Genomic DNA, 22779 nt, shown 5'->3' on the forward strand with positions numbered 1-22779 from the left:
GGTTTAGGCCAAATGGCCCGACGGCAAAATTCCTAAACACTGTCGAGCGTCGCGCGTTGGCTGATACCTTGCAAGCCACCGTGACACCGCTTGGCACCGTCATGCACGACGAGCCATTGGTGCCCTCATCGCTGCTGCCTGCCGACTGGGAAGGAGACTTCGATGGCCACGCCTTCGGACATCACCTCGGACCTGGCTGCGCTGCGCGCGCAGTTGCACGAGAGCGGCTCGCCCCATCGGGCGCTGCTGCAACTCGACCCGTGGCGCTCGATCATCGACCTCCTGATCGATCTGGCCCTCGTCGGGTCCTCGGTGGTTGTGGTCATCGAATGGGGGCTCGGATGGGCCCCTCTGGCGATCCTGCTGTTGGGCAACCGGCAGCGCGCCTTGGGCAACCTCCTGCACGATGCCGGGCATCGCAACCTGTGCTCACGCCGATGGGTCAATGACGGGATCGCGCGCTGGCTGCTTGCCCCGTTGCTGTTTGCGAGCCTGAGCCTCTACCGGACGACGCACTTCCGGCATCACCAGTGGCTGGGTCGGGCCGATGCGGATCCGGACTTCCTGGTGCCCCCGGCGGCGATGCCGAAGCACTGGCTCTCGCGCTTCCTGGCATGCGCGGGCAGTGGCTCTGCGTGGCGGGGCTCCTTGTGGGGGCATCTGGTCCACGCGGAGGTTTCCGGAGCCGGTCGCTCGTACATCGTGGTCTGGTGGGCGGTGGCACTCGGTCTCATGGTCCTGGCGGCCGGTGCATCCTTCACGGCGCACTTCGTCGGCCTGTGGCTGGTGGCTCGGGCGACGACGTTCCACCTGATCACGACCTTTCGCGAGATGTGCGACCACCACGGACTGGTGCCGGGTGGGGTGTTCTCGTTCACGCGTGATGTGGCCTGCCATGGGCTGCTGCGGGCCTGCATCCATCCCCGCAACAACGGCTACCACCTGACTCACCACCTGCTGCCGGCCGTTCCCTACTACCGCTTGCCGCAGGCGCATCGGCTGCTGAATCGGTTGCCCATCGTGCATGCCCGAGGGCAGGTGTGCGATGCCTACTTCACCGGCCCGCGTGCGGTGGTTCACGCCTGGCAATCGGACACGAATCGATGAGCACACGCACGCTGGGCGGCCTGCAGGTCGCGACACTGCTGGTGTCGGCCAGCTACGGCATCGGCTTCCTGTTCGGGTCCGGTGAACTGGCGCTGTCGCACGGCATGGCCGGAGGCCTCTATGGCGTGGCCACAGCCGCCGGCATGCTCATCCTGGCCCTGCTTGCCAGGTCGCTGTGGTCACTGGGGGTGCCGATCTGGGACGTACTCGGGCAGGCCTACGGGCCGACGGTGATGAAGGGCATCGCGTTGCTGTCGGTGGTCTGGATGGCCGGTGTGCTGGCGGCGCAGATCCAGGGCGGCATCGCGGTCGCGCGGCTGATCAGACTGGACACGACCGTCGCACAGGTTGTGGTTCTTCTGCTGATCTTCGGTGCCGCGCGGCTCGATCTGGGCCTGGCGGCCCGGTTGTTCGCGAGTTGCCTGCTCCTCAGCGGGGTGGTGCTTGTCTGGGCACTGGTCCGCGCCGATGGTCTTGCGCTGTACCTGCACGCCTTGCCGGCCTTTGCATCTGATCTGCCGTCGTATGGCGTGGCCCGCCTGATCGCGGTGACGCTGGGCGTCGGGCTGATGGCCGTCGCCGGCAGCGACTACCACCAGTTCGTCCAGGCTGCACGCGATTCCACGTCGGCGAGCCGGGGCTGTGTGCTGGCGGCGGTGTTGCTGGTCGGCCTGGCCTTGCTGCCGCCAGCGGTGGTCGTGGCGATGGTCGGTGCTGTGCCGGCGCTCGGACCTGGCGAAGGGCAGCAGGTCGTGCCGCGACTGCTGGCGCGGGCGGCGCGGTCGTTGGGGTCAGGAGCGGAGACGATTCTTCTTGCCGCGCTGTCTACGGCAGCACTTGGCTCTGGGGCCGCGATCCTTCGTGCCATGTCGAGCGCCCTTGCGTCAGCGCTGCCACGGCGGCGCGGCACCTCGGTGCTGGCCCTGTTTCTGGGCGCAGTCATTGCCGGGCGAGGGCAGGCCATCGTCGACACCATGGTGTCGGTCAACATGGTCTACCTCGCGAGCGTGGCGGTCTGTGCAGGTGCCGTTTTCATCGGCAAGCCGCTGGCCCCAAGTCGTGCGCTGGCGACGATGGGCGCGGGCTTTGCCGCGTCGGCTTCGATCTACGCGGCGTCCTGGTGTGGCCTCGAATTCGGGGACGCCGATCTGGTGTCGCTGTCCGGAGGACTGGTCGGATCGGCGCTGGCTGCCGCGTCCTGGTCTCGGTCGTCTTCGACACGAGGGTCGAAGCTGCGGGCTGACTGATCGAGGTCGGTAATGCCACCGGGTGCCGGAGCCTGCTTCAGATGGGCTCGCGCGACCTCGACGATGCGCTAGGTGATGTCGTGGGCGAGCGTCGGCTCGAGCTCCCAGTGATGCCAGTAGAGCGCTACGTTGACCGCATGCTCCGGTGCCAGATCCTGCAGTTTCCCGTCAGCGATCAACGGCTCGCACTGCGCGTTGGGCACCAGCCCGTAGCCGGCACCGATGGTGATGGCGTCCAGCAGCGCTGCGGGTGAGGGCAGGTAGTGCTTCGCGTAGCGGTCGATCGCGAAACCGAACACGCTCGTGAGGAATCCATGGTGCAGCGAGTCCTTGCGGTTGAACAGCACCGCGGTGGCCATCAGCACGCCAGGGACGGTGATGCCGTTCGGGAAATGATCGGCCACGAAGGCCGGTGTTGCGCAGCACCGGTAGGTCATCGCTCCCAGAGGTTCCGCCAGGAAGCCGACCGCCGGTCGCTCGTCGGTCGAGATGCAACCGATCACCTCGCCGCGCGAGAGTCGGGATGCGGTGTGGTCCTGGTCGTCGCTGATCACTTCGATGGCGGTCTGGCGATTGAGCAGGATTTGCTGCAGCACCCGCGGGAACCAGGTGGCCAGCGAATCGGCATTGACTGCGATCGCCAATGCCACTGGGGCATGAGGCCGAGCTGTGGGCATCAGTTCATTCAAGGCGGCGCCTTCCATCATGCGCATGGCCTTGACGTGTCGCAGCAGGATCTCGCCGGCGGATGTGGGCGACACCGGTCGTTCGCGCACCAGCAGGACGGTCGCCAGCGATTCCTCCAGGGCCTTGATTCGCTGTGACACCGCGCCTCGGGTGATGTTGAGCTTCAACGCGGCTCGCTCGAAGCTCTGTTCCTCTGCCACGGTCGCAAAGGTTTCCAACTGGTCACGATCGAGCATCAATCTGGTTTCCTCGCCTGCCCTTCGGTAACTGGGGGTGGTTACCGCATTCGATTCAGAGGTATCGGGTCAATCTTCGTTGACCGCCTATCGCAGAGTCAGTGTCAGTTACGTTCGCGAGTTACGATTGGATGCAGCAAATCCACTGCGGCGACACGGTTGGATTTATCAATTTCTCGTTACATTGCGACCAAGCACGGACCGACGGCCTTGCCGCAGAATTGCCTAGATGCATAGTCGATGAATTTTGCTGTATTCATCAATTCATTCACTTCAGGTGTGAGTGCTGCTGCCATTGCCGTCGCATCGATTCTGCGTCGACGATGCCGCGCGTTGTTCGTCACATACTGTTTCCATGCGTGTTCTATTGCGCATTCGAGAATGGTTTACTGGTGATGGTGCACATCGGTCTATGCCTGTGGCGCTTTCGACTGCCTGGATGGAGAACGGACCATGTGGCTTCTAATATCTCGTCGGGTGCGCTCGGAGATGCCGTATTGGCCCGGCCGACGCTTGCTCGCGGCCATTGATGCGTTGGTCTGGCCCGCCGTCTGGTTGGTGGTGCTGATGCGTGTCGAGGTGCCGATGGGCGTGACGCGGTCCGTCTTCATGGCCGTGCTCGCCATGTGTGCCGTGTCGCGACTGTGGCGTGCTACGTTCGACAATTCGGACTACACCTTCACCACCTGGCGCTGGGGCAAGGTTCTGGGTGGACTGCTTCTGGTCAGCTGGTTCATCCAATTGACATTGGCCCGCACCTGACAGGCTGAGCTGACTTCTCGATTCAATGAGAGGCCGGCGGTCGTTCAGCACTCCACCGGTCGAGGTCGGCACGACGCCACGCGATCGCACGACTCGAGAGTCGCACCGGCGTCGGAAACTTGGCTTCGGCCATGAGGCGGTAGATTGTCGAACGGCCGAGACCAGTGAGCTTTGTGACGGCACCGATGCGCAGGAACACGGCGAATTCCGTGGCCTGAGCAATCGTCATCGAATTGGTGGCACCTCGCATGATGCGTCTCCAGTGCGTCGGGATGGATCGATTCTGTCGGTGAACACGACTGTATTGCGCGATGAATCGAGGGGCGGCCTCAAATCTGAAGTGCAACACCTTGCCTCCGGTAAGGTGCCCAGATGCAAGACAGATCGACGTACAGACAACTTCAACCCGAAGAGCGCATGACGCTGGCGAGCATGAAACAGCAGGGGTGCAGCATTCGCGCCATGGCGCGTGCGCTGGGGCGGCCGGCGAGCACGGTCAGTCGCGAACTGCGCCGCAACGTCAGCACTGCGGGCGGGTATGCGAGTGTGCCCGCGCAATCGATGCGCACCGCGCGCCGCCAGGCCAGTCGACCGATGGCCAAACTCGATCCGCGCAGTGTGATGTGGAGCGTCGTGCAGATCCTGCTGGGCTGGAAGTGGTCGCCCCAGCAGATCGCCGCTACGCTCGAGCGCGTGTTCCCCCAAGAGCCCGAACGTCGCGTGTCCCACGAAACCATCTACACGGCCATCTACGCGCAACCCCGCGGTGAGTTGCGTCGCCAACTCATCGCCTGCCTGCGCCAGGGCCACAGTACACGCCTGCCACGCACGCGGGGCCAGGATCGGCGCGGCCAGATCCCCGAGATGGTGAGCATCCACGTGCGTCCGCCTGAGGTCGAGGATCGACTCCTGCCCGGTCACTGGGAGGGCGACCTCATCAAGGGCGCGGGCAATCAGTCCTCGGTGGGCGTGCTCGTAGAGCGCACCAGCCGTCTGGTCTTGCTGGCCAAGATGGACGATGCGACGGCCGCTTCAGCGCTGGCGGGCTTTGCTGCCAAGCTCAATTCGATCACCGCGCCGATGCGCCAGAGTCTGACCTACGACCAGGGCCGGGAGATGAGCCGCCACCAGGCGTTGGCCGCCGCGACCGGCGTGAAGGTCTACTTCTGTGATCCGCACAGCCCCTGGCAGCGCGGCACCTGCGAGAACACCAACGGGCTGCTGCGCCAGTACCTGCCCAAGGGCACCGATCTGTCGGTCCATACGCAGGATGCGCTTGATGCCATTGCTGACAGCCTCAACAACCGGCCCCGCGCGACGCACAACTTCCATTCGCCCCTGGAGGTATTCGCAGCCGTGTTGAAAAAGCTCGATCAACCCGATTCTTCTATTCATTGACCCGGGTGTTGCACTTGGGACTTGAAACCGCCAGGTACTGATCTGTTGGGAGGCACCGGTGAGCGGCACCCGGCTCGATTCCGCGATGGCAGAGTCTGGGACGTCGGGTAGCACCGACGAAGATCTGTACGACCTGATCGCCGAGCACTACGAGCAGGCGATTCGGGTGCTCGCCAAGGCCTGAACGTTGTCACATAAAGTGCGTCAGAGCCAGTTTTCGGTCTGCGCCAACACGTGAGGTGCTGCTGGCGTGTCATCAGGAGCTTGACGTCAGTTCTTCAGACCATCCCCGGCTGCGCCCGGGATTGACCGCTGGCGAATCCATCGCCAAGGCCGCGCGAGCAAAACGACACAAGAAATCTATCGGACGTCAGTTGGCGCACCGAACGCGTTCCCACCCTTCGAACAAGCGCAGAAGCTCCGAATACATCGCTTCATAACGAGATTCCCAGTCCTTGTGAGGAAAGACCACGCTGGTGGCGCGCTGGACCGAATCTCGACGTCCTGGGTCGGATGCGGTCAAGGCGATGAGGGCAGCGCCCAGCGCCGTGAGCTCCGCTTCGTCTATCGTGTGCAGGGCCTCGCCCAGCACGCTGGCTCGGAGTTGGAGCAATGCTTTCGAGCGAGCCCAACCGCCGACGGCGTACAGGCGATTGCCTTCTGGCCCGACCGATCGTGCGCAAGCAAGCGTGCGGCGGGCGTAGAAGCAACTTGCCTCCAGTACCGTGCGCGTGTCCAGTTCCGGAGGGAACGCCTCGCCTGCTGGAGCCATGCCGAGAGCTCGTTCCAACGAACGAAGGATCGCCGAGATGGAGCCGGGGTGACCTGGAGCTTCCTGCGATGCGAGAAATTCCTTGAGTGCCACGCCCTGGTCCCGGGCGCGCAGGGGTTCGAGGGCGGCGCTGAACTCGAAAACGCCCAGGCAGGCGATGCCGGGGTTGCCCAGCGCTGGAACGGAGAAGGCGACGTAGGGATCTGTGCGCGGCTCGATGGCCACTGCCTCGCCGTAGACGAGGTTGGCGGTTCCGAGCGAATCGACCCAGGCGTCGGGGTCGATCCGGCGCACCACAGAGGCGGCTATCGGGTGATCGTGTCCGCCGCTCACGACCCGGGTGGACGTCGAGGCCGCACCGCTGTCGAGCAGGGGGCCTCGGACCACGTTGCCGATGACAGTGCCGGCCGGGACGACCGGAGGCAGTGCGGGTGCCCCAGTCATTTCGAGATGGCTTGGCAGCCAGCAGCGCTCGAACACGTCGTAGCAGCCGGTCCGGGCCGCCAGCGTCATGCTCATGAACGGCGACCGTGTCCACCAGGCCAGCGGGTAGTCGGTGAGTGCGATCCAGGTGGCGGCCCTTGTCATCACCTCTGGTCGATGTTGGCGCAGCCAGTGCCACTTGGCCGCCGTGCGGGTGCCGTCCAACGGCACGCCGGCCCGGACCTGCTGGTCCAGGTGACTGCGCAGCCAGCGGGCGTCGTCCTCGGCCCGACGGTCGAACCAAGGCAGGGCCAGATCGAGCGGCTGCAGGTCCGCACCGACCGGCAGGCCGTCCTCGCCGACGCCGGTCGAGGAGATCGCCGCGATGGGATCGGTGCTTCCCGTCGCACGCCAGCCCTCGATGATCAGCTGCTCGATCGTGCGGACGAGGCTGCCGGCATCGGTCGATGGTCGGCCGTCCTGCTCGACTCGCGGCACCGGGATGCTGCGACTCCAGCGCGTGCGCGCCTCGTCGTCGATCAGCAGGACCTTGACGTTGGTCGATCCGATGTCGATCCCGCAAGTCAGGCGTAGGCTCATCAGGTGGTCCTGGATCTGCGTGTCAGTCGAAGCGCAACTGGGTCTTGATGGCGGTACCGCCGGCCATCGCCTGCACCGCCGTCTTGAAGTCCCAGACGGAGTAGGTGTCGCCGATGAGCTTGGCAGCCTGGCCTGCCACGTCGTGCATCAGGTCGACGGCTGCCGGGAACTGGTTGGCCAGCGAGTTCGACCCGACGATGCGCAGCTCATGGTCGTAGATGGTGAAGGGCAGCACGTCCACCTTGGTCGCCACCTCGTGCACGCCGACCTGCACCAGAAGCCCGGTCTTGCGGATGTGACGCAGCGCCTGGCGCAGCGCCGGGATCGCACCGGCGGCTTCGAAGATGACCTCGAAGCGTTCGCCATCGCCGAGCTGGCCAGGGGTCAGAGCCCGGTCGACGCCGACGGACAGGGCCATGGCGTGCTTGCCCGGATTCGGATCGACCACTGTGATCTCCGCCGCGCCGAAGTGGCGGCAGATGATGGTGATCAGCAGGCCCATCGTGCCAGCCCCGAGGACCAGGATGCGCCGATCCTTGACGCCGTTTGCGCCACCAGCCGATTCGACCGCATGCAGCGCGCAGGCCAGCGGCTCGATCAGCGCCGCCTCGCCGTGGCCGATGCTCTCGCGGACCTGGAAGGCGTTCTTCGCCGGGACTGCCACCAGTTCGGCCGCCGCGCCGGCGCAGCCCACGCCGATCGGCGTCAGGGCGTTGCAGAGGTGCGGCTTGTTCTCCAGGCACCATTCGCAGTGGCCGCAGGACACGTTCGGGTTGACCGCGACGAAGTCGCCTTCCTTCAGGCCGGTCACGTCCTTGCCGACCGAGACGACATGGCCGGCGAACTCGTGGCCGGGCGTCACCGGGTATTGCGTGCCCGGAAAGCCGTGCTGGCAGATGTGCAGGTCGGTGCCGCAGATGCCGCAGGCGACCGGCCGCAGGATCACGTGGCCGCTGTCGAGGCGGGGTTCGGAGACGTCGACCACCTCGATGAGCCGGTCGAGACCGATACGCACTGCACGCATGCTTGTTCCTTTGTTGGGTGTGAGGACCCCGCGAGGGCGGGGCCCGGTCAGGCGCGATCTTCGGTTCAGTCCTGGAACTGGTACTGGCGTGTGATGGCCGCGACCTCGGCCAGCACCTGCTCACCGGCCGCACGCTCGCGCTGCCAGATGTTGCGGCCGACGATGACGCCGCGGGCGCCCGAGCGGATGGTCTGCGCGACCGCGTCGACGGTGTCCGACGGCGTGCCGGCGAGCGGGCCGCCGGCGATGACCAGCGGCACCTTCAGTTCCGCGACCAGGCGCCTGGTGCGCTCCTCGCCGGGGAAGGCGATCTTGATGATGTGCGCGCCCAGGTCGTAGGCGATGCGGGCGATCTTTTCCTCGGCGACGATGACTTCGTCGCTGCGAGGTGCGCCGATCAGCACCGGCTCCAGCACCAGCGGGATGCCCCAGTTCTCGCACTCTCGCACGACGGCGCCGACGCGGTTGCACATGGCCACGCGTTCCTCGTTGGACATGTTCCAGGGAAACAGCATCTTGACCGCGTCGACACCCAGGCGGACCGCGTCTTCCACGGTCGTGATCAGGCCGTGCGAGCCCTTGCCGTCCTGCTCGCGGTAGTCGTAGTAGGTGTCGATCGTCAGGACCCGCGTCAGGTGCGGGTGGGCGGCGAAGTAGCGCTCGGTCTGGCGCACCTGGCCGGGCGTCATCATGAAGCCGGTGACATCGTTCTCGCCCCAGGCGGTGATGGGTGCCGACGGGGTCTCCAGGCCATCGATGCGGTCGAAGATCAGGCCGTGGTCGACCGGCATGATGATGGCCACGCGGCTGCTGGGGAGGACGCGGCGAAGACGGTATTCCATCGACATCTGGGATTCCTTCTGGGGAGTGAAGCGGCCGGTTCCCCTGGAAACGGCTGCGAGGGTTGGTGGATCTTGATTCGTACGCCTTGTACGTACAAGATGTACATGATCCTAGGGGATGGATCGTGGAGCAGGCACCCGCACAAACCCTAGTGCACTTTTCAGGGGCCGACCAGACACCTCCGAACGTTGCGGAGAGGCTGGGCGAAACAGATGGAGTCCACCGCTTGCCAGTACTGTACGTACACTCGTCGCCTGTCTTCCGCACCAACAGCTGGCTGCCATGAACGAAACGACGCAGGGTCTGGGATCCATCGACCGCACGTCCGAGGTGCCTTACTACCTTCAACTCGCGCGCTTGCTGGAACAGTCGATCGACGCCGGCAGCTACGGGCCGGGCGATCGCCTGCCCGGCGAGACCGAGCTCTGTACCGACTACGGGCTGGCGCGCTCGACCGTGCGCGAGACGTTGCGCCATCTGCTGGACCAAGGGCGCATTAAGCTGGTGCCACGTCGGGGTGCGTTCGTGGCCGAGCGTATCGATCCGGGATGGCGGCTGCAGGGGACACAAGGATTCTTCGAGGTGGAGGTCGACCAGCACCACAGTGTCGAGACGCGGGTGCTGGAGGCGACACGCTGCGTTCTGCCCGACGCGGCCGCCGCCGCGCTGGAACTGCCACCGGCCTCGGCGGGCTTCAAGCTCGCTCGCGTGCGCAGCCTGGACGGCAAGCTGGCGCTCTATTCGATCAACTACCTGCTTCCCGAGGTCGAGGCCGTCCTGCGTGCCAGCGAGGTGATCACGGGTGTCGGCTCGCTGAACCGGACGCTGCAGTCGGCGGGATATGCGACCGTCCGCGCACGCCGGACGGTGGAGGCCGTGGCGGCGGACGAGGTCCTCGCAACGCTCCTCGGTGTCCAGACCGGTCACCCCCTGCTGCTGGTGACGTCTGTTTCCTGGGACCGCGACAACAAGCCACTCGACTTCTACACGTCGTGGTTGCGCAACGACATCGTCAAGGTGACGGTCGAGGCTCAGGCAGCCTGAGCCTTCCAGCGGACCGCTGCTCCCCAGGACAGCGACAGGTATGACCCGAGGCAGGGAAAGCCCTTGTACCTGTTGTACGTACATAGCGTACGCTGCGTACCTGTGCAGTGACCTTGCTGCAGCGTTTCCTGACCGGAGACGCCCCCCCTGCGAAAGGCAAGAGATGTCCATCGATACCCACCTGCGGCACACGCTGCTCAGTCACCGCGTCGCGATCGACGTGTCGACCGAGCAGGCCCTGATCCTCGGCTGCCTCGGCGGCTACGAGGCAGTTGCCGCTGAGCGGCTTTCGCGACCGACTCGAGCCGAACCGTTTGCCGACTGACTGAACCGGGCGCGCCGATTTCCATCGCTGAATCCCAGCCTCGCGTCATCGAGGCAGGGAGCGGTGCGTCCATTTCATTCGGTCATACCCGACAGTGTCACGCCTCCTGAAACCAGCGCGTGTCCCTGAGAGCCACATCTGGATCGGCTCGAAAGTGATCCAGGCCCCCTGACCGTTCATCCACCACCAGAGGAATGAAGGAGATATCGCTCATGAAGAACAAACTCGCAATCATCTCGGCTGCAGCCTTGCTTTCGATCGGCGGCGCCCAGGCTGCGACGACCCTGACCATCGCGACGGTGAACAACCCGGACATGGTGGTCATGCAGAAGTACTCGGCGCAGTACGAGAAGGAAACCGGCGTGCAGCTCAAGTGGCTGGTGCTGGACGAGAACACGCTGCGTCAGCGTGTCACGACCGACATCGCCACCAAGGGTGGCCAGTTCGACATCATCACCATCGGCCTGTATGAAACCCCGATCTGGGGCAAGCAGGGCTGGCTGCAGCCGTTCGACAAGTTCTCGCCGAAGTACGACGCCGATGACATCCTGCCAAGTGTTCGCGACGCGCTCTCGTACAAGGGAAAGATGTACTCGGTGCCCTTCTACGCCGAGAGCTCGATGACCTTCTATCGCAAGGATCTGTTCGAAGCGGCCGGCCTGAAGATGCCGGAGAACCCGACCTGGACCCAGATCGGTGAATTCGCCAAGAAGCTCGACAACAAGCAGGCGGGCGTGCACGGCATCTGCATCCGCGGCCTTCCCGGCTGGGGCGAGAACATGGCGCTGCTCGGCCTCGTGGGCAACGTTTTCGGTGGCACGCAGTTCAACATGAACTGGACCTCGGCCGTCAACAGCAAGGCCTGGAACAACGCCATCAGCTTCTACGTTGACCTGGCGAACAAGTACGGCCCGCCCGGCGTCGTCGGCAACGGCTTCAACGAGAACCTGAACCTGCTCGCAGAAGGCAAATGCGCGATGTGGAACGACGCCACCGTCGCCGCCGGCCTGCTGTTCGACCCGAAGCGCTCCAAGGTGTCCGACAAGCTGGGCTTCGCCCAGAACCCGGTCGAGACGTGGAACAAGGGCGGCGCCTGGCTGTGGGCGTGGTCGCTCGGCATTCCCGCGTCTTCGAAGAACGGCGACGAAGCGCGCAAGTTCATCGAGTGGGCAACATCGAAGGAATACATCAACATGATCGGCGAGAAGGAGGGTTGGGTGACCATTCCGCCGGGAACGCGCAAGTCGACCTATGAGAACCCGAACTACCTCAAGGCCGCACCGTTTGCACTGCCCACGCTGAAGGCCATACAGAGCGCCAGCCTGGTCGACAACACGGCCGTGCCGAAGCCTTATGTCGGCATCAACTTCGCGATCATTCCGGAGATGCAGGCGGTGAACAACTACCTGGGCCAGCAGATCGCCGGAGCTTTGACGGGCAAGTCGACCGTGAAGGCGGCGCTCGACGCCGCCGCGGCCAACTCCGACAAGGTCATGAAGAAGGCCGGCTACATCAAGTAAACCAGGCCATCACCCGGGTCGGTCCATCACCGGCCCGGGGCTGCCTCAACTCAAATGGGACACGCGATGTCAGCATCGGTCGTCAATCACTCAAGTATCCGGAACAAGAACCGAGGGATGAAGCGCTGGCCACTGCTGCTGCCGTCGGTCAGCGTATTGCTGGTCTGGATGATCGTCCCGCTGGTGATGACCATCTGGTATTCGCTGCAGAACTACAACCTCCAGTCCCCGCCCGCGCAATTTGGCGGGCTGTCGAACTTCGAGTATCTGTTCACCGACCCGGACATCCCGATCGTCGTGTGGAACACCTTGCTGCTGATCTTCGGGCCGCTTCTCATCACCGTGTGCCTCGGCATGGCCTTCGCTGTGCTCTACGACGGGCCGTTTCCCGGGCGCAGCATCGCGCGGTTGCTTGTGATCACGCCTTTCTTCGTCATGCCGACGGTTGCCGCGCTGGTGTGGAAGAACCTCTTCTTCCATCCGGTCTGGGGCCTGCTTGCATGGGTGGAAAAACTCTTCGGCATGCAACCGATCGACTGGTTCTCCAGCCATCCGATGGTGGCCGTCATCATCATCGTGTCGTGGATCTGGACCCCGTTCGCGACGCTGATTCTGCTGACCGCCATGCAGTCGCTCGACCGTGAACAGATCGAGGCTGCGCGCCTGGACGGCGCCAAGGCCGTCTCGCGCTTCATCCACGTGGTGTTCCCGCATCTGAAGCGACCGATCTCGGTGCTGGTGATGCTGGAGACGATCTTCTTCCTGTCCACCTACGCCGAGATCTACGTCACGACGATGGGCGGGCCGGGGACTGCCACGACCAACATGCCGTTCTACATCTTCTCGCGCGCACTGCAAGGATTCGACGTGGGTCTCGCCTCGGCGGCGGGCCTGTTCGCGATCCTGATCGCCAACGTGGTCGCGTACTTCTTCATCAAGCGGATCTCGGAGCACCTATGAAGCCCGGTTCAACGCGCGAAAAGCGCGATCCCCTGCGGACCGTCCTCGGCTGGCTCGTCGGCATCGTCATGTCCTTCCCGGTGTTCTGGATGGCGCTGGCAGCGTTCAAGACGGAACAGGATGCAGCCGCCATCCCGCCGAAGTTCCTCTTCGAGCCCACGCTCGAGAACTTCGTTGCGATGAGCGAGCGGGTGAACTACTTTCACCATGCTTGGAACAGCATCGTGGTGTCGTTCTCGTCCACGCTGATCGCGATCGCGCTGGCCGCGCCGGCGGCTTACGTGATGGCATTCCACGCCAACAAGCTCACCCGCACGCTGATGCTGTGGATGCTGTCAATCCGCTTCATGCCCGCGGTGGGTGCACTGATTCCGATCTATCTCATCCTGGTCGCGCTCGACCTGATCGACACCCGGCTCGCGCTGGTAGTGATCACCTGCCTCAGCAATCTGCCACTGATCGTGTGGATGCTGTACTCCTATTTCAAGGAGGTGCCTGCCGAAATCCTCGAGGCGGCGCGCATGGATGGTGCCCGGCCGCTGCGGCAGCTGTGGTACCTGCTGATTCCTCTGACCTTGCCGGGTATCGCCTCGACCGGCCTTCTCGGCATGATCCTGGCGTGGAACGAGGCCTTCTGGAGCATCAACATCACGGCAACCAATTCCGGAACATTGGCACTTGCCATCGCATCGTTCGCCAACTCCGAAGGTCAGTTCTGGGCGAAGTTGTCGGCAGCCTCGCTGGCCTCCATCGCGCCGATCCTGATCTTCGGCTGGATCACGCAAAAACAACTCGTTCGCGGACTCACCTTCGGTGCAGTGAAATAAAAGTTTCGGAGAAAGTCAATGACTGCGCTTGCCCTGAAGAATATCTACAAGCAATACGGAGATGTGGTGGCCATGAAGGGCATCAATCTCCAGGTTCAACCCGAGGAATTCATCGTCCTCGTCGGCCCCTCCGGTTGTGGCAAGTCCACTCTGCTGCGGATGATTGCCGGGCTCGAGGACATCACCTCGGGTGAGTTGTACATCGACAACGAGTTGATGAACGACGTCGAGGCCGATTCGCGCGGCCTGGCCATGGTGTTCCAGAGTTATGCGCTCTATCCGCACATGACCGTGGCGGACAACATGGGCTTCGCGCTGAAGATGGCCAAGGTGTCCAAGGACGAGCGCCACCAGAAGGTTCTTGCGGCGGCCAAGATCCTGCAACTCGAGCACTTGCTCGAAAGAACCCCGAAACAGTTGTCAGGTGGTCAGCGCCAACGCGTCGCGATCGGCCGCGCCATCGTGCGTCACCCGAAGATCTTCCTGTTCGACGAGCCGCTCTCGAATCTGGACGCCTCGCTGCGCGTGCAGATGCGCATCGAACTGGCCGAACTGCACCGCAAGCTCAAGGCCACGATGGTCTACGTGACCCACGACCAGACCGAGGCGATGACGCTGGCCGACCGCATCGTCGTGCTGCGCGACGGTGTCATCGAGCAGGTGGGCACGCCGCTGGAACTGTACAACCGGCCCACCAACACCTTCGTCGCCGGCTTCATCGGCTCGCCGAAGATGAACCTCATCCCGGCCCAGGTGGTCGAGCGCGGCGAGACCGGTGCCCGCGTGCGCATCGGCGAGGCCACGATGCTTGCGCTGCCGGCCCATGCCGGCCTGACCCAGGGCCGCAGCCTCACGCTGGGCGTGCGTCCCGAGCGCTTCGTGCTCGATCCAGCCGGCCCGATCGCAGGTGCGGTCGCGGTGGTGGAGCACCTCGGCGGCGAGACCCTCTGCTACGTCGACATCGGCGCCGCCACGCGCCTGACGGTCAAGCTGGAGGCCCAGGCCTCGCTCCGTGCAGGCGACACGGTGCGGCTCGGCCTGGAGGCTGGCGGGGCACTGCTGTTCGACGCCGACGGCAAGGCCCTGGCCTGAGCGTGGCACCCACCCCTGCGGAGCAAACCATGTCCCAGTCCCAGTTCATCAACGCCCGCGAAGACATCGTCGTCGAGGCGATCGAAGGTCTCGTGCGCATCTCGGGTGGCCGGCTGGCCCGGCTCGACGGCTTCCCGGACATCAAGGTCGTGGTCCGTTCGGACTGGGACCGCAGTCGCGTCGCGCTGGTCTCCGGTGGTGGCTCAGGCCATGAGCCTGCCCACGCCGGCTTCGTTGGCCGAGGCATGCTGACGGCCGCGGTCTGCGGCGAGGTCTTCGCCTCGCCGTCGGTCGACGCGGTGCTGGCGGGCATCCTGGCCGTCACCGGCGAGGCCGGCTGCCTGCTCATCGTCAAGAACTACACCGGCGACCGGCTCAACTTCGGCCTGGCCGCCGAGCGTGCCCGTGTGCTGGGCAAGCGGGTCAGCTTGGTCGTGGTCGACGACGACATCGCGCTGCCCGAGTTGCCGCAGGCCCGCGGCCTGGCCGGCACGCTGTTCGTGCACAAGATCGCCGGTGCGCTCGCCGAGCAGGGCGCCGACCTGGCCAGCGTGACCGAGGCGGCGCAGCGCGTCATCGCGGGCACGGTCAGCATCGGCATGTCGCTGGACACCTGCCGCGTGCCGGGTTCGGAGAAGGAGGAGCGCATCCCCGCCGGCAAGGCCGAACTGGGGCTAGGCCTCCACGGCGAACCCGGCGTCGAGCAGGTCGAGCATGTCCATGCGCGCGGCGCGATCGAAGCCATGCTGGCCCGACTGCTGCCGCATGTGCAGGCCGGCCCGCAGATCCTGCTGCTGAACAACCTCGGCGGCACCTCGGCGCTGGAGATGGCCGTGCTGGCCCACGAGATCACCCGTTCCGAGCTGGGTCATCGGGTGAGCCACCTGGTCGGTCCGGCGGCGCTGATGACCTCGCTGGACATGCGCGGCTTCTCGCTGTCGCTGCTGCCGGCTTGCGCTGCTGACCTGCAGGCGCTGGCCCGGCCGGTCGATGTCATGGCCTGGCCCGGCGTGTCGGCGGTCGTGCCGGGTCGCACGGTCCCGATGCCCGAGGGCCTGCAGCTGCCGGTGCCGACCCCTTCGGAGAACGGCGCGGTGCGGGCCGTGATCGACCAGGTCTGTGACGCTCTGGTCCGTGCGACGTCCGATCTCAACGCGCTGGACGCGAAGTCCGGCGATGGCGATACCGGCTCGACGCTGGGCGGCGCCGCGCGGCGGATCGCCGCCGACATCGACCGTCTGCCGCTGGACGACCTGCCGGCCCTGCTGGGCAGCATCGGCATGACGCTGTCGCAGGTGATGGGCGGCTCCTCGGGCGTGCTGCTGGCGATCTTCTTCGCAGCGGCTGGCGATGCCGCCCGGCAGGGCGCCGGCCTGCAGAAGTCGCTCCAGGCCGGTCTGGCACGCCTGCAGCAGATCGGTGGAGCCCGTCTGGGCGACCGCACGATGGTCGATGCGCTGGCCCCGGCCTTGGCGGTGCTGGGCTCTGGCGTCGATGTCGCGGCGGTTGCAGCGAGACAAGGGGCCGCAGCGACCGCTGCGATGAGCCGGGCCCGGTCGGGTCGAGCGAGCTATGTCAGCGCCGATCGTCTGGTCGGTCACGTCGACCCGGGTGCCGAAGCGGTGGCCCGTGTTTTCGAGGCCCTGGTTCCTCGTTCGTTTGGACTCTGACGAGTTCCCGTCGCTGGACATGGGTAGATCATGAACGTCATCCTCCACCTCGGCCTGGGCTCCTTCCACCGCGCCCACCAGGCCGTCTATCTGCAGGCACTGCACGAGCGCGGCGACATGCGCTGGGTGCTGGCCGGCGGCCACATTCGCCCGGACATGGCGGAGACCATTGCGGCACTGCAGGCCAGCGGCGGGGCCTACACGCTGGAGACCATCTCGCCGCAGGGCGAGCACGCATACCAGCGAATCACATCGATCCAGCGGGTCATCGGCTACACGCCCGACCTGGCCGGGCTGTTGGCAGCGGGCGCGGACCCGGCCACGAAGATCATATCGTTCACGGTGACGGAGGCGGGCTACTACCTCGACGCGAAGAACCAGCTGGATCTGGCCACCTTCGCCGATCTGCGTGCCGACCTCGACGCGCTGCGCAGCGGAGCACCGGCCGACAGATCGCGCGCCTGGACCATCTACGGCGCGCTGACCGCCGTGCTGCGCGCCCGCAAGGACGCGGGCGCCGGCCCGGTCACGTTGATGAACTGCGACAACCTGCGCCACAACGGCGAGCGCTCGCGCAGCGGCCTGCTGCAGTACATCGCGCAACTCGGTGACGGCGAACTCGCGGTCTGGGTCGAGTCCCACACGACCAGCCCGAACGCGATGGTCGATCGCATCACGCCACGGCCGACACCGGCGGTGCGCGAACGCGTGTTCGCTGCCACCGGCATCGACGACCCGGCCGCGCTGATGGGCGAGAGCTTCATCCAATGGGTCATCGAGGATCACTTCATTGCCGGTCGCCCGACCTGGGAAAACGTCGGCGGCGAGATGGTGCAGTCGGTGCAGGCCTACGAAGAAGCCAAGATCCGCCTGCTCAACGCGCCGCACAGCTGCATCGCCTGGGCGGGTACGCTGGTTGGCTACACCTACATCCACGAGGGCACGCTGGACCCGGTGATCCACCAGTTCGCCTACGACTACGTCACCGACGACGTGATCCCGGTGCTCAGTCCGAGCCCACTGGACCTCGCCACCTACCGTGACGTGGTGCTCGACCGCTTCGCCAACACCGCGATTGCCGATACCAATCAACGCGTCGCGATGGACGGCTTCAGCAAGATTCCCGGCTTCATCGCGCCGACGTTCCGCGAGCGCCTTGCGCGCAATGAGTCCATCGACAGCGTGGCGATGCTGCCGGCGCTGTTCCTCGCCTATCTGCAGGTATGGCACCGCGGCGGCATCGCCTACACCTACCAGGACCAGGCGATGGACCCCGCTGTGGCGCACGCCATCTGCGACGCGGTCGATCCGGTCGCGGCCTTCTGCGCCGACCTGCCGCTGTGGGGAAATCTGGCCGGCGATGCGCGGCTGGTCGATGCCGTGCGGGCAGCCAGCGCCAGGGTCGAACGCTTCATCCACGCCACGCGGCGTTGAGCGAGCAGGGCCCGTGGGCGCGCGTTCGGTGGCAGGAAGGGCATCCGTCATGCCACAGCCCCGATGCTCGGTGAACCAGATTCCGCCTGCGCTGGCCAAGGGCGATGGCTGCGACACCCTCAGCGGGCTGATCCATTGTTTCTCGCACGGTTTCCCGACTCCCTTGGCACGTTGGCATCACCATGACGTGCACGAGCTGCACATCATCACCAGCACGTCCGGCCAAGCCTTCGTGGGGGACTGGATCGGCCCATTTCACGCCGGGCATGTCGTGCTGGTCGGCCCACGTCTGCCGCACAACTGGGTGTCGATGGACGTGCCCGTTGGCGGTGTTGTCGAACGCGACCTCGTCATTCAGTTCGATCAGGCTCCGCTGTTGCGTGCATCGGCCACCATCCCCGAGCTGGCTGACCTGAGCCCTCTGTTGGAACGGGCCAGCAACGGCATCGAGTTCTTCGGCATGTCCGATCGCGCGGTCGCGCACTGGCGCCGCACGCAGGCAAGCCAGGGACTTCGGCGCTGGGTGGCTTTCTGCGAGTTCATGGCTGATCTGGCCACCTGTACCCATCACCGCGTGCTGTCGAGCATGCCGATGCAGGGTGGCGATGCGGCCGATATCCTCCCCCAGCTCGAGGCGCTCATCCTGGCGCAGCCGACCACGCTGCTACGGCCGATCTCGGTTGCGGCATGCGCGGTCGAGCTGGGCATGAGCGCGAGCCGGTTCAGCCGTTGCTTCCGCCGTGCCACTGGCAATACCTTCACCGACTTCGTCAACCGGGTGCGGATCCACAGGGCCGGCCAACTGCTGGCGGAGTCGGACCGACGCATCGTGGACATCTCTGGTGAGGTCGGCTTCCAGAATGTCGCCAATTTCAATCGACGCTTCCTGGAGATCCAGGGCATGACGCCGAGCGAATTCCGCAGGCGTTCGCTTGATCGTGGCGTTCTGGGCCGGTGACGAGGCATGCCTGCATCTTCGGCCTCCCAGCCCGCGTCGTGCCGCTCCATCGATCGGGCCTCGTCGGAGCCGTTCTATCTCCAGTTGGCCGAGCAGTTGGGTGATGCCATTCGTCGTTGTGTCCTGAAACCCGGCGACGGCATGCCATCCGAGAGTGCGCTCTGCCGCGATTGGACATTGTCGAGAGCGACGGTGCGGCAGGCCCTCAGGACCCTGGAAGAGCGCGGCACCATCCGGCTCGTCCCCCGGCGCGGGGCGTTCGTGGCGCCGATCCGGGAGACCGACTGGGTCCTGCCTACGTCAGTCCGCTGCGGTTCGAACAATACTGACTTACCGATCAACCTCGGTAAGCCAGCGCGTAGTCCGGCTATGGGATACGGAATCCAGGGGCGAGGTCAGGTTCAATGTCCTGCGTTGCGTCGGTCGGGTTCGTCGTCTGCTTCGGCTTCGGGCCAAAGGGTCGGAAAGTAGAAGCGCAACGCATGCAGGGGCAGGCCGAAGCGCACCGGACCCTGGGGGGTTTCGCTGGTCAGCAGGCCGCGGTCGAGCAGGGCTTTCAGCATTGAGCCTGCCGTGCGCTCGGCCAGACCGGTCATGGCCTTGAACTCTCCGCGAGCCAGGGCGATGTCGGTGACGAACAGGTAGTGCAGCGGCCGCAGTGCGGCCATGCGCACGCCCGATCGCAGGGTGTGTTCCTCATAGGCCAAGCAGGCGGCCACGCGCCGCTCCAGGTCACCGAGTTTCAGCATTCCAGCCATGAATGCGACCTGGTCCTGGCACACCGAGAGCACGTAGCCGATCCAGTCGACCAGTGCACGCTGGCTCAGGTTCCCGCGTCCGTCGAGGTCGCCGCGGCGCGCTTCATCGGCGGCGGCCAGCAGCGCGTAGTAGCGGTCGGTGCTGCGCGCGAAGCCACGCAGGGGCGACCACAGCCCCCCGGTGTAGCCCAGCGCGCTCAGCATGGTGTGGGTGTGCAGTCGCATCACGCGGCCATTGCCATCGACGAAGGGATGGATCCAGCCGAGTCGATGGTGCGCGGCGGCCAGAGCCACCAACGCCGCTTCACCGCGGCGCGTGTTGGCGTAGACGTCGGCCCAGCGTTGCAGAAACTTGGGCAGCGCCGTGAACGCCGGCGCGATGTGCTGACCGACGCTGACGTCGCGTGTGCGCAGCGCCCCGGGAATGATCTCGTCGGCGTTGCCCGCGTTCAGGTCTTCGGGCGTCAGGCGGCCGAACAGTTCATGGTGCAGGTCAGCGATCGCCTGCGCGCTGTAGAGGCGCAGCGCCCCTTCGATGCCGACATAGCGCGCCTCCAGCGCCACCTCGGCTTCGATGTGCGCCACCGCGAGTCTCTGCCGGGTCGCCAGTTCGCGATTGGCGGAGAAGTCCCGCCTCAGCGCCTGCTCGATCTCGAACGGTTTTGTGTGTTGACCCTCGATACGGTTCGAGTGGTACGAATTCATGCTTCGCAGCAATGCACGCAGCCCCGCTGGCACGGGCGTGCCAGCCAACTGCAGCGCCGCACGACCCAGATCGTGTGCCTGGGCCAACAGCGGTTGTTGAGCCACATCGGACGGCATCAGGGGCTCGAACTGGTGAACCGAGTCGTACAGCGCAACCATGATTGCCAACGTAAGGTGTGATCCAACTGTTTGTCAGGCCAACATTTTCTTCTGTTTTTGGACGACTGTTGGCCAACATTTTTTCGCAGCCGGGTTCAGTATCAGCGACTCGCTGATCTCGTTCTTGAAGCGATAGGGCTTCCCTCCCTCTGCCAACGTGGCAAAGTTCTGGAGAGCGAAGGCATCGGTCGCTGGCCAGGTCCGACCGCAGGACCTGGGTCCATGTGCCTATGGCCGCTGGATCACTCAGACATTGGATTGGCAGTGGGCGAGCGAGGTGCGTCATTGACGAGAACTGCCAGTCGTTTCCCCAATGCATCGAACGCCCGGGCCTGATCGGCCTCGCGCCGGTCTTGGATGTAGACCCGTGCCATGCGGTCGCTCTGAATGTGGTTCAGGCACTCGTTGATCGTGTCCGACCCGAAGTTCAGCCGGGCCATCACGGTTGCCGCCGAGCGCCTCAGGTCGTGCGCCGTCCACTTGCCCCCCGGCAGCATCAGTGACGTGGTGGCCTTGGTGCGGTTGCTCATGCGCGCCTCGGGCTCGCGCTGGCGGTCGCTCAGTTGCTTGCCGAACGACTTCACACAGACCGGCTGGCTGTTGTTCGTAGCCGGAAACACCCAAGGGGACAACTCTCCGCTGGTCGAGGTCGTCAATACCTCGCGCAGTTCGTACAGCGTCTCAAGTTGCGCCAGGGCGAAGTCGCTCAAGTGAATGGTGTGATCGCGCTGATTCTTGGTGTCCGGCAAGTACCAGTTGCGGGCAATCACATCGATAACACCGACCTTTACCCTCTCGGGATCGCCGAAAGCTTGGTATGTTGCCAACTGCTGTTTGACGCGCTCAATCTTCTTGGCGTCGCCGTCCTCGACCGCCTTCGCTAGCTTTTTCTGCGCTGCGGTCACCGCCTTGGCGTCGCAAAGTGCTTGCAGTGCATCCAGGCGGGTCTTGCGGGCTTTCGGGTCAGCGGGCAGGGCGTCTGCCCACACCGCGCCCATGAGCTCGCCCACACGCACGCCTGTGGCTAGTGTCAGCCAGATGGCGGTCGAGCTTCGCTGGTGCATCCGAGCACAAGCGATTCCTGCTACCAGGAGCTTGATCTCGTCGTTGGACAGCACCCGGTCACGCTCCACGCTCGCGCCGCCGACTTTGCTTTTCTTGACGGTGGCGAGCGGGTTGCCAGCGATCAACTCGCGCTCCAGGGCGAAGTCGAGCATCTGCTTGAGGTCGGCCAGCAGCACATTGGCTGTGCGCATCTTGCCGGCCGATTTCTGAGCGTCCAGCAGCGACAGCAGATCTGCTTTGCGCACGTCCTCCGCTGCCATCTCGCCGATGGCCGGGAACACATGCCGGGTGAACTGTTCCAGCACGTATTGCCCGCCATCGACGCGGCCGGTGCGCTTGCCATCGGCCCGGACGCGCGGCTGCAGGTCGGCCGCCCGCCAGTCCTCGAACAGGCGCCGCACGGTCAGCCGGCGAGCTTGGGCGAGTGTTGCGGCCTGGGCGGCTTGCTCGCGTTGGCGCTGTTCGTCGGCGATGCGCTGGCGGTCAAGCGCTTGGGCTTCTGCATGGGCCATCCTTGCCTGTTCTGCCGTCAGCACCGGATCGATACCGTCGGCCACCTTGGCTCGCAGCACGGCCGCGCGAGTGGTCGCTTCTTCCAGCGAGGCATCGGGGAACCCGACCACGCCACGTTCGTCATCCGCCCAAAGCTGGGCGCGTACCTGCTTGCCCGTGACAGGTGATGCGTACCGGTAGACCCAGAACGCGCCACCCTCGGTCTTGCGCAGGTACAGCCCTTTGGCGGCCCGGAACTCGTCACCCGCCGCCGCTTTCTTGACCCAGCCCAGCACCTCCCGATGCGTGGTGCCAATGTTGTGCTTCGCTTTGGTCTTGGTGTCCACGATCGCTCCTTGACCTTGAATTGCCATCTGGCAATTCCCTGGCAATTCGGATGAGGCTTTCAGTGTACTTTCTGGGACGCTGTCAGACAATGAATGAAGTTAAGTTGTTGATTTTTATGAAATCACATTTTCGGTCTGGATGACTTTGGATGCCGAAAAATCATGCTTTGCTTGTCTACGAACCAAGGGGTAGTGGGTTCGATTCCTGCCAGCCGCACCATTTAAATCAACGGGTTAGCTTCCACAAGGAGCTAGCCCGTTTGGCTTTGTGGGCCCGCCACGGCTGTTGCCCCACGCGGGGCTGCGATGGGTTTTGTGGCTTGC

The 22779-nt window shown here is 64.9% G+C and carries 22 protein-coding genes; 14 read left to right on the forward strand and 8 right to left on the reverse strand.

What is annotated here, in order from left to right; genetic code table 11:
* The first annotated feature begins 162 nt into the window (after positions 1-162).
* Both LCHO_RS04395 and LCHO_RS04400 read left to right on the forward strand, forming a co-directional pair.
* Positions 163-1107: a fatty acid desaturase family protein gene (locus tag LCHO_RS04395; protein WP_012345912.1), complete on the forward strand. Its 945-nt coding sequence runs from the start codon at positions 163-165 to the stop codon at positions 1105-1107.
* Complete coding sequence (locus LCHO_RS04400) at positions 1104-2354, forward strand: SLC5/6 family protein (protein WP_012345913.1); 1251 nt, start codon at positions 1104-1106, stop codon at positions 2352-2354. Before LCHO_RS04395 ends, LCHO_RS04400 begins: the two co-directional genes overlap by 4 nt.
* Before the next feature lie 68 nt (positions 2355-2422).
* On the opposite strand, the gene LCHO_RS04405 is transcribed toward LCHO_RS04400, so the two are convergent.
* Positions 2423-3277 (reverse strand): HTH-type transcriptional regulator ArgP, encoded by an 855-nt coding sequence (locus LCHO_RS04405; protein WP_012345914.1) that lies wholly within the window; start codon positions 3275-3277, stop codon positions 2423-2425.
* A 489-nt stretch (positions 3278-3766) separates the two neighbouring features.
* Between LCHO_RS04405 and LCHO_RS04410 the strand changes: the two genes are divergently transcribed.
* Entirely contained in the window at positions 3767-4039 is a 273-nt protein-coding gene (locus LCHO_RS04410; RefSeq protein WP_190274834.1) for a hypothetical protein, read from the forward strand.
* A gap of 22 nt (positions 4040-4061) precedes the next feature.
* Here LCHO_RS04410 and LCHO_RS22625 read toward each other — a convergent pair whose 3' ends face one another.
* Complete coding sequence (locus tag LCHO_RS22625; RefSeq protein ID WP_012345916.1) at positions 4062-4289, reverse strand: helix-turn-helix transcriptional regulator; 228 nt, start codon at positions 4287-4289, stop codon at positions 4062-4064.
* Between the two features lie 122 nt (positions 4290-4411).
* Between LCHO_RS22625 and LCHO_RS04420 the strand changes: the two genes are divergently transcribed.
* On the forward strand, positions 4412-5437 hold the full coding sequence (locus LCHO_RS04420) for an IS30 family transposase (protein ID WP_043703846.1): 1026 nt from the start codon (positions 4412-4414) through the stop codon (positions 5435-5437).
* Positions 5438-5807: 370 nt separating this feature from the next.
* On the opposite strand, the gene LCHO_RS04425 is transcribed toward LCHO_RS04420, so the two are convergent.
* The 3 genes from LCHO_RS04425 to LCHO_RS04435 all read right to left on the reverse strand — a co-directional run bounded on the left by LCHO_RS04425 (position 5808) and on the right by LCHO_RS04435 (position 9098).
* Complete coding sequence (locus LCHO_RS04425) at positions 5808-7232, reverse strand: FGGY-family carbohydrate kinase (RefSeq protein WP_012345918.1); 1425 nt, start codon at positions 7230-7232, stop codon at positions 5808-5810.
* A 22-nt stretch (positions 7233-7254) separates the two neighbouring features.
* Positions 7255-8256, reverse strand: a complete 1002-nt coding sequence (locus LCHO_RS04430) for a zinc-dependent alcohol dehydrogenase (protein WP_012345919.1) — start codon at positions 8254-8256, stop codon at positions 7255-7257.
* A 65-nt stretch (positions 8257-8321) separates the two neighbouring features.
* Entirely contained in the window at positions 8322-9098 is a 777-nt protein-coding gene (locus LCHO_RS04435) for a class I fructose-bisphosphate aldolase (RefSeq protein ID WP_223210505.1), read from the reverse strand.
* Between the two features lie 283 nt (positions 9099-9381).
* Between LCHO_RS04435 and LCHO_RS04440 the strand changes: the two genes are divergently transcribed.
* Both LCHO_RS04440 and LCHO_RS23620 read left to right on the forward strand, forming a co-directional pair.
* Positions 9382-10143 carry a GntR family transcriptional regulator gene (locus tag LCHO_RS04440; protein WP_012345921.1) on the forward strand — a complete coding sequence of 254 codons (762 nt, stop codon included), beginning with the start codon at positions 9382-9384 and terminating at the stop codon, positions 10141-10143.
* A gap of 163 nt (positions 10144-10306) precedes the next feature.
* Positions 10307-10468, forward strand: a complete 162-nt coding sequence (locus LCHO_RS23620; RefSeq protein ID WP_012345922.1) for a hypothetical protein — start codon at positions 10307-10309, stop codon at positions 10466-10468.
* A 97-nt stretch (positions 10469-10565) separates the two neighbouring features.
* Here LCHO_RS23620 and LCHO_RS23865 read toward each other — a convergent pair whose 3' ends face one another.
* Positions 10566-10793, reverse strand: a complete 228-nt coding sequence (locus LCHO_RS23865; protein WP_223210582.1) for a hypothetical protein — start codon at positions 10791-10793, stop codon at positions 10566-10568.
* On the opposite strand from LCHO_RS23865, the gene LCHO_RS04445 reads away from it, so the two are divergent.
* From LCHO_RS04445 to LCHO_RS24285, 8 genes are all read left to right on the forward strand, one after another.
* Complete coding sequence (locus LCHO_RS04445) at positions 10681-11988, forward strand: ABC transporter substrate-binding protein (protein ID WP_012345923.1); 1308 nt, start codon at positions 10681-10683, stop codon at positions 11986-11988. The two genes, LCHO_RS23865 and LCHO_RS04445, sit on opposite strands and share 113 nt — an antisense overlap.
* 117 nt (positions 11989-12105) lie before the next feature.
* On the forward strand, positions 12106-12948 hold the full coding sequence (locus LCHO_RS04450) for a carbohydrate ABC transporter permease (RefSeq protein ID WP_012345924.1): 843 nt from the start codon (positions 12106-12108) through the stop codon (positions 12946-12948).
* Positions 12945-13775: a carbohydrate ABC transporter permease gene (locus LCHO_RS04455; protein WP_012345925.1), complete on the forward strand. Its 831-nt coding sequence runs from the start codon at positions 12945-12947 to the stop codon at positions 13773-13775. The genes LCHO_RS04450 and LCHO_RS04455 overlap by 4 nt, the downstream gene beginning before the upstream one ends.
* 18 nt (positions 13776-13793) lie before the next feature.
* Complete coding sequence (locus tag LCHO_RS04460; RefSeq protein ID WP_012345926.1) at positions 13794-14867, forward strand: ABC transporter ATP-binding protein; 1074 nt, start codon at positions 13794-13796, stop codon at positions 14865-14867.
* A 29-nt stretch (positions 14868-14896) separates the two neighbouring features.
* Complete coding sequence (locus LCHO_RS04465; RefSeq protein WP_012345927.1) at positions 14897-16537, forward strand: dihydroxyacetone kinase subunit DhaK; 1641 nt, start codon at positions 14897-14899, stop codon at positions 16535-16537.
* Between the two features lie 30 nt (positions 16538-16567).
* Positions 16568-17971: a D-arabinitol 4-dehydrogenase gene (gene dalD, locus LCHO_RS04470; RefSeq protein ID WP_012345928.1), complete on the forward strand. Its 1404-nt coding sequence runs from the start codon at positions 16568-16570 to the stop codon at positions 17969-17971.
* Between the two features lie 49 nt (positions 17972-18020).
* A complete protein-coding gene (locus tag LCHO_RS04475; protein ID WP_012345929.1) occupies positions 18021-18929 on the forward strand; it encodes an AraC family transcriptional regulator in 909 nt (302 codons plus the stop codon).
* A 6-nt stretch (positions 18930-18935) separates the two neighbouring features.
* On the forward strand, positions 18936-19400 hold the full coding sequence (locus LCHO_RS24285) for a winged helix-turn-helix domain-containing protein (protein ID WP_083772674.1): 465 nt from the start codon (positions 18936-18938) through the stop codon (positions 19398-19400).
* Here LCHO_RS24285 and LCHO_RS04480 read toward each other — a convergent pair.
* Positions 19331-20551, reverse strand: coding sequence for a Fic family protein (locus LCHO_RS04480; protein WP_012345930.1), 1221 nt, complete (start codon positions 20549-20551; stop codon positions 19331-19333). The genes LCHO_RS24285 and LCHO_RS04480 overlap by 70 nt on opposite strands.
* A 242-nt stretch (positions 20552-20793) precedes the next feature.
* A complete protein-coding gene (locus tag LCHO_RS21940) occupies positions 20794-22455 on the reverse strand; it encodes a tyrosine-type recombinase/integrase (RefSeq protein ID WP_012345931.1) in 1662 nt (553 codons plus the stop codon).
* Positions 22456-22779 lie beyond the last annotated feature (324 nt).

It is taken from the genome of Leptothrix cholodnii SP-6 (genome assembly GCF_000019785.1).
Classification (GTDB): Bacteria; Pseudomonadota; Gammaproteobacteria; order Burkholderiales; family Burkholderiaceae_C; genus Sphaerotilus; species Sphaerotilus cholodnii.

What these genes read in the sequence shown, in the direction of transcription:
- LCHO_RS04465 (WP_012345927.1), top strand. Translation starts at nt 14,897, where the DNA reads ATGTCCCAGTCCCAGTTCATCAACGCCCGCGAAGACATCGTCGTCGAG.
- LCHO_RS04410 (WP_190274834.1), top strand. Translation starts at nt 3,767, where the DNA reads ATGCCGTATTGGCCCGGCCGACGCTTGCTCGCGGCCATTGATGCGTTG.
- LCHO_RS23620 (WP_012345922.1), top strand. Translation starts at nt 10,307, where the DNA reads ATGTCCATCGATACCCACCTGCGGCACACGCTGCTCAGTCACCGCGTC.
- LCHO_RS22625 (WP_012345916.1), bottom strand. Translation starts at nt 4,289, where the DNA reads ATGCGAGGTGCCACCAATTCGATGACGATTGCTCAGGCCACGGAATTC.
- LCHO_RS04425 (WP_012345918.1), bottom strand. Translation starts at nt 7,232, where the DNA reads ATGAGCCTACGCCTGACTTGCGGGATCGACATCGGATCGACCAACGTC.
- LCHO_RS04420 (WP_043703846.1), top strand. Translation starts at nt 4,412, where the DNA reads ATGCAAGACAGATCGACGTACAGACAACTTCAACCCGAAGAGCGCATG.
- LCHO_RS04445 (WP_012345923.1), top strand. Translation starts at nt 10,681, where the DNA reads ATGAAGAACAAACTCGCAATCATCTCGGCTGCAGCCTTGCTTTCGATC.
- LCHO_RS04435 (WP_223210505.1), bottom strand. Translation starts at nt 9,098, where the DNA reads ATGGAATACCGTCTTCGCCGCGTCCTCCCCAGCAGCCGCGTGGCCATC.
- LCHO_RS04430 (WP_012345919.1), bottom strand. Translation starts at nt 8,256, where the DNA reads ATGCGTGCAGTGCGTATCGGTCTCGACCGGCTCATCGAGGTGGTCGAC.
- LCHO_RS04475 (WP_012345929.1), top strand. Translation starts at nt 18,021, where the DNA reads ATGCCACAGCCCCGATGCTCGGTGAACCAGATTCCGCCTGCGCTGGCC.
- LCHO_RS04460 (WP_012345926.1), top strand. Translation starts at nt 13,794, where the DNA reads ATGACTGCGCTTGCCCTGAAGAATATCTACAAGCAATACGGAGATGTG.
- LCHO_RS04455 (WP_012345925.1), top strand. Translation starts at nt 12,945, where the DNA reads ATGAAGCCCGGTTCAACGCGCGAAAAGCGCGATCCCCTGCGGACCGTC.
- LCHO_RS04480 (WP_012345930.1), bottom strand. Translation starts at nt 20,551, where the DNA reads ATGGTTGCGCTGTACGACTCGGTTCACCAGTTCGAGCCCCTGATGCCG.
- dalD (WP_012345928.1), top strand. Translation starts at nt 16,568, where the DNA reads ATGAACGTCATCCTCCACCTCGGCCTGGGCTCCTTCCACCGCGCCCAC.
- LCHO_RS04395 (WP_012345912.1), top strand. Translation starts at nt 163, where the DNA reads ATGGCCACGCCTTCGGACATCACCTCGGACCTGGCTGCGCTGCGCGCG.
- LCHO_RS04400 (WP_012345913.1), top strand. Translation starts at nt 1,104, where the DNA reads ATGAGCACACGCACGCTGGGCGGCCTGCAGGTCGCGACACTGCTGGTG.
- LCHO_RS04450 (WP_012345924.1), top strand. Translation starts at nt 12,106, where the DNA reads ATGAAGCGCTGGCCACTGCTGCTGCCGTCGGTCAGCGTATTGCTGGTC.
- LCHO_RS23865 (WP_223210582.1), bottom strand. Translation starts at nt 10,793, where the DNA reads ATGACCACCATGTCCGGGTTGTTCACCGTCGCGATGGTCAGGGTCGTC.
- LCHO_RS04405 (WP_012345914.1), bottom strand. Translation starts at nt 3,277, where the DNA reads ATGCTCGATCGTGACCAGTTGGAAACCTTTGCGACCGTGGCAGAGGAA.
- LCHO_RS24285 (WP_083772674.1), top strand. Translation starts at nt 18,936, where the DNA reads ATGCCTGCATCTTCGGCCTCCCAGCCCGCGTCGTGCCGCTCCATCGAT.
- LCHO_RS04440 (WP_012345921.1), top strand. Translation starts at nt 9,382, where the DNA reads ATGAACGAAACGACGCAGGGTCTGGGATCCATCGACCGCACGTCCGAG.